Source organism: Vibrio sp. V38_P2S17PM301 (assembly GCF_009904845.1).
In the GTDB taxonomy this organism is placed as follows: domain Bacteria; phylum Pseudomonadota; class Gammaproteobacteria; order Enterobacterales; family Vibrionaceae; genus Vibrio; species Vibrio proteolyticus.
In genome coordinates, this window is record NZ_WXWO01000039.1 from 58,145 (window position 1) to 70,706 (window position 12,562).

Sequence of the window (12,562 nt, forward strand, 5' to 3'; positions counted from 1 at the left end):
AATAATAATCATTCTCATTTAAGTCGTCAACAGTTAAATGAGAAAAAATCTCATTTAATTTTTTATCACCGGAGACAAGGTTTTCACAAAGTGAATTCGGGCATCTTCCAGTGGTTGGCGTGGCTCAAAACCGGCAATCAGATATTGGTTACGCAGCAGCAAACGTAGCATGGCCGGAAACTGGTTACGGGATTTGACGGTGATCCGGCGATAACCCTGTGCACACGCCCACTGCTCTTGCACATCCAGCAGTTGTTGCGCGACACCTTTGTTTCTTGCCAGCGGCGACACACCACCAAACCAACTGTAAAACGTGTCAGCGTCGAGCTGATAACCGAGCTTAAATCCCAGTAGCTCCCCTGCCTCTTCCGCCACCAGCGTCAGGTGTGGTTTGTCCGCAATCCGCTCTTTCAACGTCGCGACACTCTCCCCCTGCGCAAATTCCGCAATCTGCTCGACCACCTGAATGACTTCTTGCAATGATCCCTGACGAATCGTCACCGCCATGTGTCTTCTCCTCACTCCATCATAACGAAACAGGCCGGCACGAGGCCGACCTGATGAGTCTGTTTTCAGCAGCGCGGAGGCTTAGTCCCGCTTCAGAAACTTCGCTGTTTCAGCGTTCTCCGCAGCCAGCCATTCGGCGACGTCTTTCGCAAAGTAAGTCAGGATACCGTCGGCACCGGCGCGCTTAAAGCACAGCAACGATTCCATCACGATCTCCTGTTCTTTCAGCCAGCCGTTCTGAATCGCGGCTTTGTGCATCGCGTATTCACCGGATACCTGATACGCAAACGTCGGCACCTGCAGTTCGGTTTTGACCCGGCGCACGACATCCAGATACGGCATACCCGGTTTAACCATTACCATGTCAGCCCCTTCAGTGACATCCATCGCCACTTCGTACAACGCTTCATCGCTGTTGGCCGGATCCATCTGGTACGTTTTCTTATTGCCACCTTTCAGGTTCGACGATGAGCCGACCGCATCACGGAACGGGCCGTAGTAAGCCGATGCGTACTTCGCTGAGTACGCCATGATCTGGGTGTGGATGTAACCCGCTTCTTCCAGCGCTGCGCGAATTTTTCCGATGCGTCCGTCCATCATGTCAGACGGTGCCACCACGTCTGCGCCCGCTTCCGCGTGCGACAGTGCCTGTTTGATCAGCACCTCAGTGGTCTCGTCATTGATGACGTAACCGTCTTCATCAATGATGCCGTCCTGGCCGTGGGTCGTAAACGGATCGAGTGCGACGTCGGTGATCACACCAATTTCCGGCACATGCTCTTTCAGCAGGCGGACGGCGCGCTGAACCAGCCCATCAGGATTGTGTGCTTCAGTCGCACACAGGCTTTTCGCATCTTGATTCACCACCGGGAACAGAGCAATAGCAGGAACCCCAAGCTGCGCCAGGTACTGCGCTTCTTCCAGCATCAGGTCAATCGACAGGCGCTCAACGCCCGGCATCGATTCCACCGGCTCGCGGCGGTCTTTCCCCATCAGAATAAACATCGGGTAGATCAGGTCGTTCGCCGACAACTGGTTTTCCGCCACCAGGCGACGGCTGAAATCGTGTTTACGAACGCGGCGCAGACGGCGCCCAGGGAACTGGCCTAGAATGGATACTGACACTCTATTCTCCTTATCTGGTGCAAGTGCTAGGACCGAAATCATAACACTCTCGCTTTTTCACGCTAGGGACAAACGGCAAAAATCCCAAAACGATCTATCAGTCTTATTGCTTATGCTCTGTTTTGCATTAAGGTCACGCCAGTTTGAGCCGGGCCCCGTGGCTGTTTTATACTAAGCCTAATCACTCAGGAGAGACACCCATGATCGACACCCACGCCCATATTTACGCCTCTGAATTTGACCACGACCGTGATGAGGTGGTGCAGCGCGCGCTGGCGCAGGGCATTGAGCACATTCTGTTACCCAACATCGATCTGGACTCCATTGAACCGATGCTCAAAACCGAAGCGGCCTACCCACAGGTGTGTCGTTCGATGATGGGCTTGCACCCGTGTTACGTCGATAGCAAGGTTGACCAGACACTGGCCACCATCGAAAGCTGGTTTGAGCAGCACCCGTTTATCGCGGTGGGGGAAATCGGTATTGACCTTTACTGGGACAAAACCTTCCGTGCAGAGCAGGAAAAAGCCTTCGTCACTCAGCTGAACTGGGCCAAACAGCGCCAGTTACCAGTGGTGATCCACACCCGTGATTCGATTGAGGAAACGCTGACTTTACTGGCGCAGGAGCAAGACGGTTCGCTGCGCGGCGTGTTTCACTGCTTTGGCGGCAGTCTGGCACAAGCGCAAGCCATCAACGGGCTGGGTTTCCACCTGGGTCTCGGCGGTGTGTCTACCTTCAAAAACGGCGGTATGGATAAGGTGATTCCGCATCTGGATATGGATTACGTCATCCTGGAAACCGACTGTCCGTACCTGGCTCCGGTGCCGCATCGTGGCAAACGTAACGAGCCGGCGTACACACAATTGGTTGCGCAGCGCATCGCCCAATTGCGGGAGATCGGTCTCGACGAGGTCGACAACCTGACCACAGATAACGCCAAAACCCTGTTCAATCTCAGATAAGCTCTTTTCTCCAGGTACAAAAAAGGCTGGCACTGGCCAGCCTTTTTGCACGTCAGGTGACGCATTACTCTTCCGCCGCCGCTTCGCCGTCGTCACTCTTGCGAGTATAAAAGCGCGCAAAGAACAGACCGATTTCAAACAACAGGCACATCGGAATCGCCAGCAGAGTCTGAGAAATCATATCCGGCGGCGTCAGCAGCATCCCGACCACAAACGCCGCCACAATAATATAGGGACGCTTTTCTTTCAGGCTTTGAGGATCGGTTGCCCCAGTCCAGCACAGCAGAATGATCGCTACAGGCACTTCAAAGGCGATACCAAACGCCATGAACAGTGCCAGCACAAAATCCAGATAACTGGCAATGTCGGTTGCAAACTCCACCCCGCCCAAAGAGATGGCGGTAAAGAAACCGAACACCAGCGGAAACACCACAAAGTAGGCAAACGCCACCCCGCAGTAAAACAGCAACGAGCTGGAAAACATCAATGGCATGATCAGCCGACGTTCGTGTTTATACAAACCGGGCGCGACAAACGCCCACACCTGATAAAGAATAAACGGCACGGCCACAAACACTGACGCAATCAACGTCAGTTTGAGTGGCGTGAAAAACGGCGATGCCACATCGGTGGCGATCATGGTCGCGCCGGCCGGCAGTTTCTCAACCAGAGGTTTGGAAACAAATTCATAAATATTGCCGGAGAAATACACCAACCCGACAAACACCACCACCACGGCGACAATGCATCGCAGCAAGCGATCACGCAGTTCGAGCAAGTGGCTGATTAAAGACTGTGTCTGCTCTACCGAAGACATGGCAAACCTCATTCAAAAAAGATCAAAAAAGAGCCGCATCCCTATGCAGCTCTTTGGTCATAAGACTACTCGGCTTTTTTCTCTGCCGTGTTGGTCGCTTGGTCCGCTGCTGGCTGTGAAGCCGCAACGTGGTCATCGTCTTGGGCGGCTGACGGCTCATCCGCCGCGGGCTGAGACGATGGTTTGGCATAAGGACGCTGAACGTCCTGCGCGGCTTTCTTCAGCTCCTCGACCGACGATTTGAGCTCGGGAGAGAGGTCTTCCATGCCCATCTGTTCCGCTTTGCGCAGATTTTCCTGCAGCTCCTGAACTTTCAGCTCATGAGACAATTCGTCCTTGACGCTGTTTGCCATGCTTTTCGCGGCCCGAATAAAGCTCGTGACACTGCGAATCGCGTGCGGCAATCGTTCCGGACCTAACACCACCAAGGCCACCACAGAGATCAATACCAGTTCCCAAAAACCGATATCAAACACGAGTTAGGCCTGCTCTTTGTCTTTCTTGCTGTCAGCAGTCGCGTCCGTTTTCTGCTGCTCTAAATTTTTTTGCTCGAAGTCGGCATCGGCGTCTTTTTTTGCCGACGCGTCTTCGTCGTTCATCGCTTTCTTAAAACCTTTAACGGCACTGCCCAGGTCACCACCAATGTTGCGTAGTTTCTTTGTGCCAAACAGTAAGATAACGATGACAGCAATAATGAGAAGTTGCCAAATACTGATACCACCCATTCTTTATACCTCGGGTCTGCTTAAAAAATACTTTCTGAGTTTACCGTCTATTGACGGTAAGCTCGCCAACTGAGCAGCCAAAATGTGACCCCAGTGATACCACTGACCACCGACAACTGCTCAAATGCGTTGTTGACCAATATTGCCGAGCATACGACTAAAGTGGCGCCAACGCCAAACAAAAATCTTCCGGTCGCCTGCTGACGTTTGCTGTCTCGATAGCCCTGATAAAGCTGATCCATACGCTGGTTCATGGCCTTACCCTGACGCAGGCTATCGTACAACAACTCCGGCAACTCCGGCAGTTTTTCCGCCCAGAACGGTGCCCGGTCTTTCACCGCGTTGATCACGGCTTGCGGACCCACCTGATTCATCATCCATGATTCGAGGAACGGTTTCGCGGTTTCCCACAAATCCAGCTGTGGGTAGAGCTGACGTCCGAGCCCTTCCACATACAGCAAGGTTTTCTGTAACAGCACCAGTTGCGGCTGCACTTCCATATTGAAGCGTCGTGCCGTATTGAACAGATTCAGCAACACATGTCCGAAAGAAATCTCGCACAGGGGTTTGGCAAAAATCGGTTCACACACAACGCGAATCGCAAATTCAAACTCATCGATGTTGGTTTCACGTGGAACCCAACCCGATTCCACATGCAGTTCTGCTACTCGGCGGTAGTCCCGATTGAAAAACGCCAGAAAATTCTCTGCCAGATAACGCTTATCTTCACTGTTCAGGGTACCGACGATGCCGCAATCCAGCCCAATCCATTGCGGGTTTTCCGGATGCGCCGGTTGAACGAACACATTGCCCGGATGCATATCGGCATGAAAAAAGCTGTCTCGAAATACCTGAGTGAAGAACACGCTCACGCCACGCTCGGCCAACAACTTCATATTGGTGCCGTTGGCTTTGAGCCCCTCAATATCAGAGACCTGAATCCCGTATATTCGCTCAGAAACCATGACAGTTTCATTACTGAAATCGGTAATGACTTCAGGAACATACAATTCTTCACTGCCTTCAAAGTTGCGCCGAAGCTGAATCGCATTGGCCGCTTCGCGGCGCAGATCGAGTTCATCGAGCAGCGTTTTTTCGTACTCGCGAACCACTTCAACCGGTTTCAAACGCCGAGCTTCAGGCAGCGCCTTGGCGACTATACGCGCCATCCGGTACATGAGTTTTAGATCTGCATCAATGACTGGGCGAATATCCGGTCGGATCACTTTAAGCACCACTTCCCGCCCCGACTCTTTGAGTTTGGCGGTGTGCACCTGAGCAATCGACGCCGACGCTAACGGGACAACTTCAAAGTCACTGAACCAGTTATCCAGGCTGCCGCCGAGCGCTTTTTCCATTTGCGCGCGCGCCAGGTGACCATCAAACGGTGACACCTGATCCTGCAGCAACGCCAGCGGATCGGCGATGTGCTCAGGAAACAGATCGCGGCGGGTCGACATCATCTGGCCGAATTTGATCCACACCGGCCCCAGCTCCTGCAGCGCGAGACGCAGACGCTCGCCAAGTGGCTTGTCCGCATGTTGGTTCTTAATCCAGAACAGAGATTTACGCGCCAGCAATGGCGCTTTGGTCAACTGATGTTCGCTCGGAAGGAGTTCATCCAGACCGTACTCCAACTGGACCCGGACGATGTGATAAAGACGTTTGAGCTCGCTTGGCGTCATGTTTTCTCCAGCAACTGGTTAAGTCGGGCATCAAGCCGGGCGGCCTGGCTGCGCACCTCGTCGACCTGATCACAAAAATGCGCCACTTCAAGTGGCGCGGGTGCCAGTTGCCATTCTTCGGTAATGACCTGAGCCAGATGACTTTGATGCTTGCGGGCCTGCGACGCCATCAGGTGGCCGACATTTTTTGCGCCCTGCACCAGCGTATGTGCCACTACATCGCCAGTCAAACGCGACAGCCATTCTTCGATATCCGGCTTACAGTCCGTCATCAACTGAGCAAATTTCTGCGCCAGTTGAATGTCGCCCTCCAGCACTAACTGGTCCTGTTTGATCAACTTGGTGATGTTGGCCTGCTCACGCAGTTGCGGTAACACCGCGACATTAAGTGACAGGTAGCAATCAGGCAGACCTTCATAGCTGGCCAGCACATCGATTTGCTGGCTGAATAGGAACGTCAGGGTTGTATTGAATTCTTTCAGATGCACCTGAATCGCCTGACCTTTGAGTCGGCTGAGACGACGACCCAGCTCGGGGTCGTCTTGAATCAGGGTATTGAGGGTGGTTTCGATGGCCGCGGTGACCAGGGGTTCAAATGGCATACTTCACCCTCAGAATTTGTAGCCACGGTGCAGCGCGACAATGCCGCCGGTCAGGTTGTAGTAACAAGTGTTGTCAAACCCGGCGTGTTCCATCATGCCTTTCAGCGTTTCCTGATCCGGGTGCATACGAATTGACTCGGCCAGGTAACGGTAACTTTCGGCGTCATTGGCCACCAGTTGCCCCATTTTGGGCAGCAGGTGGAAGGAGTACGCATCGTAAATTTTCGACAACGGCTCCAGCACCGGCTTAGAGAATTCCAGCACCAGCAGGCGGCCACCCGGTTTGAGCACCCGGAACATCGAACGCAACGCCGCGTCTTTATCGGTCACGTTTCGCAGGCAGAAACTGATGGTGATCACGTCAAAATAGTCGTCCGGGAACGGCAGGGCTTCCGCATTGGCTTGCACGTAATGCACGTTGCCCACAATGCCGCTGTCGCGCAACTTATCGCGGCCCACGTTAAGCATCGAGTTATTGATGTCCGCCAGCACCACATGGCCTTTTTCTCCGACGATGCGGGAAAACTTCGCCGTCAGATCACCGGTCCCGCCCCCGAGGTCAAGAATACGCTGACCCGGACGTGCGCCGCTGCAGTCAATGGTAAAACGCTTCCACAAGCGGTGGATGCCGCCAGACATCAGATCGTTCATGATGTCGTATTTCGCGGCCACGGAGTGGAAGACTTCGGCCACTTTCGCCACTTTTTCGTCTTTTTTGACCGTGGTGAAACCGAAATGGGTGGTTTCCTGATGATCTGGTGCCGTTTCGGCTTGCACGTTGGTATCCGTCATTCTCTGTCCTCTTGAGCAGCGTTAACACTGACGATGAGAGGCTCAATCGGCCTCTTTGCTGCGGGCGGTTAGTTTACTTTATCCTCAGCGTGATGTCTTTCTACTAACGAGTCATTTTCTGCGAAAGCCTCATTTTGCGCGATGTCGCTCAGAGCAGACGAAATCGGCCGTTTGACCTCGACACCCAATTGTTTGAAGCTTTCCGCCTGTCGGATGACGTTCCCGCGCCCGGTGGCCAGTTTATTCATCGCGCCCTGGTAATTTTGATTGGCTTTATCCAGCGCCCCGCCCAGGCTTTCCATGTCGTCGACAAACAGGCGCAGCTTGTCGTACAACTTGCTCGCCCGCTCCGCGATGATCTGGGCGTTCTGGTTCTGACGCTCATTGCGCCACAGGTTATCGATGGTGCGCAGCGCCACCAGTAACGTCGTTGGGCTGACCAAAATGATGTTGTGCTCCATGGCGTCTTTCACCAAACTCGGATCCGCTTGAATCGCGACCTGAAAGGCCGGTTCAACCGGAATAAACATCAGTACATAGTCGAGACTCTGTATTCCTTTGAGCTGGTGATAATCTTTGTGACTCAATCCCTTGATGTGCGCACGGATCGCCAACAGGTGATCGCTCAGCGCACGTTCACGCTGCGCGTCAGTGTCGGCGTTAAAGTACCGCTCGTAAGCCACCAGCGCCATTTTCGAGTCCACCACCACCTGCTTATCGTGTGGTAGATGCACAATCACATCCGGCTGATAACGCTTGCCCGCCTCGTTGTGCAAACTGACCTGGGTCTGGTACTCATGGCCTTCACGCAGACCGGATTCGGCCAGTACCCGGGCCAGCACCACTTCGCCCCAGTTGCCCTGCTGCTTGTTATCGCCTTTGAGCGCTTGTGTCAGATTCACCGCTTCACGGGTCATGTGCTCGTTGAGCTGCTGCAGTTTCTTCAATTCGTGCACCAGCGTGTGACGCTCTTTGGCTTCAAGAGTAAAACTGTCGCTGACCTGACGTTTAAACCCTTCCAACTGCTCACGCAGCGGCGTCAGAATGCCGTCCAGGCTCTGACGATTCTGCTGGTCAACTTTCGCGGTTTTGCTTTCGAACAATTGATTGGCCAGATGCTCGAACTGCTGCTTGAGCCGCTCTTCCGCTTTCTCCAGCAACTCCAGTTTCTCCTGACTGGCGAGCATTGCCTGTTCATGGCGCGCTTCCTGCTCTCGTAACCGGGCTTCGAGCTGAGACTTTTGTTCGCGCACCTGATTGAGCTGATCCGCGTATTGCTGACGTTCCTGTCTGACAGTGTCGAAATAACGCAGCTTTTCCATCACCGCCATCAGTTTGCCATGCGACTGACGCCGTTCGTATTCGGCTTTGTCGCGTTCATTGTCCAGCTCATCTAACTCCGTTTGCGCCTGAGTCAGTTCCTGACGTAACTGGTCGAGCTGAGTGTCATGCCACTGTTGATTGGCATTCAGCTGCTGTTCAAGCAATTGATTTTGATAGCGCATCTTCTGTTTGACCCACCACCCGGTGGCGACACCGCCAGCCAGCGCACTTGCTATCGCGCTGAGCAACCAGCCTTGATGTTCCAGAATCCATTGCATAATAAAGGTTTAACCCGTGTCAGACGTTTTTTATCATGGTATTTCGACACTGGATAAATGTCCAGTTTGTCGCCCAGATATCGAGCAGCTAGACTAGGCGTTTTGCTCTGCCTATCGTCGATAAGGAATATCATGAACGAACGCCGCGCGCTCGGATTTGCGCTGTCTGCGGTGCTGCTGTGGTCCACAGTCGCCACGGCATTTAAACTCACGCTGGCCGAATTCACACCGGTGCAAATGCTGACTGTCGCCAGCATCGTCTCTGCGCTGGCACTGACGCTGGTTTGTGCACTGCAAGGGAAGCTGCCTCAGGTACTGCCGACGTTCAGTGCCAATCCGCTTTATTTTGTCCTGCTCGGGCTGATCAATCCGCTTGGCTATTATCTGATTCTGTTTAAAGCGTATGATCTGCTGCCCGCCTCACAGGCTCAGGCCATCAACTACAGCTGGGCAATTACCCTGACCTTGATGGCCACGGTATTTCTCGGCCAGAAAATTCGCAAACAGGACTGGCTGGCGTGCGCGTTCAGTTATTTTGGCGTGGTGGTCATTGCAACACAGGGCGATGTTCTCGGCATGCACTTTGAGAGCCCGCTCGGCGTCGGACTGGCGTTACTCTCAACCCTGTTGTGGGCCAGTTACTGGATTCTCAATACCAAAAACCACGCCGATCCTGTCATCAGCGTACTGCTCGGTTTTCTGGTCGCCATTCCGTTTGCGCTGGCAATCAGTGGCTGGGAAGGCGCCGGTTGGTCAGACATCAGTGTCCGGGGCTGGCTGGCGGTGGGCTATGTAGGACTGTTTGAGATGGGCATTACCTTTGTTTTGTGGCTCACCGCTCTCAAGTCCACCCGCAACACTGCCCGGATCAGCAATCTTATCTTTGCGTCGCCATTTATTTCACTGTTGCTACTGGCCACCATTATCGGTGAGCAGATCCATCCGACCACACTGATCGGCCTGATGCTGATCATCACCGGGCTGGCGATCCAGCAGATCAAAACCCGTCGCCACGATCCCGACCGTTCATCAGCATCTGAGTAGCGTCACAACGCAGCGCCCGCGGCTCGGTATCGCAGGCGCTGGCGCTGGCTTACCCCGCAAACCGATTGATTGGCTTGCAAATCCGCCTCGTCATTTTTGAACCAAGATAACACTTTGACTTTACAACACGGCTAAGTCGCTGCTTTAGTGGGATTATTCCATCAGTTCCACGTGAACTGGATTAATAATAAAGTCAATAATAGATACCAAATCCCGCACCGGCCTCACGCAGCCGGTGGCAAACAGACGTCATTGGTCAAACACAATTCTATGTCTCATAACCCATTAATCAGCCTGCATGCTGATGCCATCACACAGGCACTGCATCAACTGCGCACCTTACTGAGCGGCCAATGTGCCCTGCTGAGTGGCCATATGCCGCACCAACCTGTGCTGGGAGACTCACTTCACGTGACAGCGGAGCTGGCCTCATGGTATCCGGGCCAATCCGAGCTGTATCACTGCCAGCACAGCGGTGTGACTCTGGCGCCTATCTGGCAGGATGCGTCTACACTGATCGCGCTGCTGGCTGTCAAATCTGCGCATCCGCAAACGGCCTGGCTAACACGCACTGCCGCCGACAGCCTGACCCACACTCTCGGGCAATCGTTGACGCTGCCCACTTTGCAGCAGTTCATAAACAGCCTGGACGATCACGCCTGGGTCAAAGACCCAAACGGGATATACATCATGGGTAACCTGGCGATTGAACAAGCCTGGGGACGTACGCTGAGTGAGATCGTCGGTGCCAGCGACCATCAGTTGTTCAGTCCGCAGCTGGCGCGAAAATTCATCGCTTCCGATCACAAGGTGATGGAACACGGCAAAGCCATGACCGTCGATGAGTGCTGCGATCAAGGCACCCGAGGCGACAAACAGTGGTATGAGACCATCAAGGCCCCCATCTTTGATCACCAGCAGCGCCTGGTCGGTATTCTCGGCATGACACGTAATGCCACCCAGCGCAAACAGGTCGAAAATCAGCTCAGCATCGCCACCAAAATCTTCAGCAACTCCCATGAGGGTGTGGTGATCACCGATGCCGACGGCAAGATCGTCGAAATCAACGCCGCGTTCAGCGACATCACTGGCTATCCGCCGCAGGACGTGATCGGCCATAATCCCCGCCTGTTGCAGTCCGGCCACCACGATCGCGCATTTTACCGCGACATGTGGGCACAACTGAAACGGGACGGACGCTGGAAAGGCGAATTCATCAACCGGCGCAAAGACGGTTCCGTTTACCCACAACTGGCTACCATCAGCGCGGTATACGACGAATACAAACAGTTGATGAATTACATTTGTGTGTTTGAGGACATCTCTCTCTATAAAGAGCATGAAGAAAAAATCGAGCAGATGGCGTATTTCGACCCGCTGACCGATTTGCCCAACCGTACCCACCTGATTCAGTTGCTCGACGAACAGATTGTCGCCAGCCGCGAAAGCGGCCGATCTTTCGCAACCCTGGTACTGGATGTCGACCATTTCAAACACGTCAACGATAGTCTGGGCCATTTCAGTGGCGACAAAATATTGTCTGAGCTTGCCACCCGACTGAAAGCGCATCTGCGTCACCAGGATCACATCGCCCGTATCGGTGGGGATGAATTTGTGATCATCCTCAGTGACCTCGACAGCACCGCCGACTTGTCACTGATGATGCAGCGCCTGTTCTCCAGCTTCCAGCAGACGTTTTCTCCGCACGAAGGCGCCGCCCTGCGCCTGTCGACCAGCATCGGTGTCGCGATGTTCCCTTGTGATGGTGACGACGGAGAAACCTTACTCAAAAACGCCGATACAGCGATGTATCAGGCCAAAAAGAATGGCCGCAACGGTTACGCCTTTTACACCCCGGAGCTGACGGATGTCGCGGTGTCGCATGTGCGGCTGCAGTCGGCGCTGCATGAAGCACTCGAGCTGGGGCAGTTTTCGCTCGCCTACCAACCCCAGTATCAACTGGCCGACGCCCGTCTGACTGGCTTTGAAGCTCTGATCCGCTGGCAACACCCAGAGCTCGGTGCAATCTCGCCAGCCCAGTTTATCCCGATTGCGGAGAAATCGGGCTTAATGCAGGCAATGGGTAAGTGGGTACTCACCACCGCTTGTCGGCAAGGTAAAACTTGGCTGGATAAAGGCTATGAGTTTGGCAAACTGGCGGTCAACGTTTCGGCCATTCAATTGCAGCAAAGCGAATTTACCGAACGTCTGGAAGCAATTCTGCATGACACCGGCTTCCCGGCCAACCGGCTGGAAATTGAGATCACGGAAGGGCTGCTGATGGAAGATCAGGAGCAGGCCATTCGGTATCTCGATCAGGTTCGCCAGTTGGGCGTTGAAATCGCCCTGGATGACTTCGGTACCGGTTATTCCTCCCTTTCCTACCTGAAAGGCCTGCCACTGCATAAACTCAAAGTCGATCGTTCGTTCGTCAGTGATGTGCCGGATGACACCGACAGCAACGCCATCGTCAACGCGATCATTGCCATGGGCCACACTCTGGGGTTGAAAGTGATTGCGGAAGGAATAGAGAATTCGCAGCAGCAAGACTACCTGCTGCGCCAGGGTTGTTGCTACGGTCAGGGGTATCACCTCGGCCGTCCGATGGACGCCGAAGCCGCCACCACCCTGCTTAAGGGTGCCTGAATCGGCCGGATCATCCACCCGGCTTGCGCTCTGAGACGAGCACAGGGCAATAC

Annotated in this window: 12 protein-coding genes; 3 read left to right on the forward strand and 9 right to left on the reverse strand. The window is 53.9% G+C overall.

What is annotated here, in order from left to right; all coding sequences use genetic code 11:
- Positions 1-54: 54 nt before the first annotated feature.
- Positions 55-507 (reverse strand): GNAT family N-acetyltransferase, encoded by a 453-nt coding sequence (locus CAG64_RS09125; RefSeq protein ID WP_161457494.1) that lies wholly within the window; start codon positions 505-507, stop codon positions 55-57.
- 81 nt (positions 508-588) lie between these two features.
- On the reverse strand, positions 589-1,632 hold the full coding sequence (gene hemB, locus CAG64_RS09130; protein WP_021707280.1) for a porphobilinogen synthase: 1,044 nt from the start codon (positions 1,630-1,632) through the stop codon (positions 589-591).
- 200 nt (positions 1,633-1,832) lie between these two features.
- Between hemB and CAG64_RS09135 the strand changes: the two genes are divergently transcribed.
- Positions 1,833-2,597, forward strand: coding sequence for a TatD family hydrolase (locus CAG64_RS09135; RefSeq protein WP_161457495.1), 765 nt, complete (start codon positions 1,833-1,835; stop codon positions 2,595-2,597).
- Positions 2,598-2,661: 64 nt separating this feature from the next.
- On the opposite strand, the gene tatC is transcribed toward CAG64_RS09135, so the two are convergent.
- From tatC to rmuC, 7 genes are all read right to left on the reverse strand, one after another.
- A complete protein-coding gene (gene tatC / locus CAG64_RS09140; RefSeq protein WP_161457496.1) occupies positions 2,662-3,414 on the reverse strand; it encodes a twin-arginine translocase subunit TatC in 753 nt (250 codons plus the stop codon).
- A gap of 65 nt (positions 3,415-3,479) precedes the next feature.
- On the reverse strand, positions 3,480-3,890 hold the full coding sequence (tatB, locus tag CAG64_RS09145) for a Sec-independent protein translocase protein TatB (protein WP_021707283.1): 411 nt from the start codon (positions 3,888-3,890) through the stop codon (positions 3,480-3,482).
- A 3-nt stretch (positions 3,891-3,893) separates the two neighbouring features.
- Positions 3,894-4,139, reverse strand: coding sequence for a Sec-independent protein translocase subunit TatA (gene tatA / locus CAG64_RS09150; RefSeq protein ID WP_021707284.1), 246 nt, complete (start codon positions 4,137-4,139; stop codon positions 3,894-3,896).
- Positions 4,140-4,186: 47 nt separating this feature from the next.
- Complete coding sequence (gene ubiB, locus CAG64_RS09155) at positions 4,187-5,824, reverse strand: ubiquinone biosynthesis regulatory protein kinase UbiB (RefSeq protein ID WP_021707285.1); 1,638 nt, start codon at positions 5,822-5,824, stop codon at positions 4,187-4,189.
- A complete protein-coding gene (locus CAG64_RS09160; protein WP_161457497.1) occupies positions 5,821-6,426 on the reverse strand; it encodes a ubiquinone biosynthesis accessory factor UbiJ in 606 nt (201 codons plus the stop codon). The genes ubiB and CAG64_RS09160 overlap by 4 nt, the downstream gene beginning before the upstream one ends.
- 9 nt (positions 6,427-6,435) lie before the next feature.
- Positions 6,436-7,218 carry a bifunctional demethylmenaquinone methyltransferase/2-methoxy-6-polyprenyl-1,4-benzoquinol methylase UbiE gene (ubiE, locus tag CAG64_RS09165; protein WP_021707287.1) on the reverse strand — a complete coding sequence of 261 codons (783 nt, stop codon included), beginning with the start codon at positions 7,216-7,218 and terminating at the stop codon, positions 6,436-6,438.
- 68 nt (positions 7,219-7,286) lie between these two features.
- Complete coding sequence (rmuC, locus tag CAG64_RS09170) at positions 7,287-8,819, reverse strand: DNA recombination protein RmuC (protein WP_021707288.1); 1,533 nt, start codon at positions 8,817-8,819, stop codon at positions 7,287-7,289.
- 132 nt (positions 8,820-8,951) lie between these two features.
- Between rmuC and CAG64_RS09175 the strand changes: the two genes are divergently transcribed.
- Together CAG64_RS09175 and CAG64_RS09180 are read left to right on the forward strand one after the other, a co-directional pair.
- Complete coding sequence (locus tag CAG64_RS09175; RefSeq protein WP_161457498.1) at positions 8,952-9,863, forward strand: DMT family transporter; 912 nt, start codon at positions 8,952-8,954, stop codon at positions 9,861-9,863.
- Between the two features lie 270 nt (positions 9,864-10,133).
- Positions 10,134-12,509 carry a putative bifunctional diguanylate cyclase/phosphodiesterase gene (locus CAG64_RS09180; RefSeq protein WP_161457499.1) on the forward strand — a complete coding sequence of 792 codons (2,376 nt, stop codon included), beginning with the start codon at positions 10,134-10,136 and terminating at the stop codon, positions 12,507-12,509.
- Positions 12,510-12,562 lie beyond the last annotated feature (53 nt).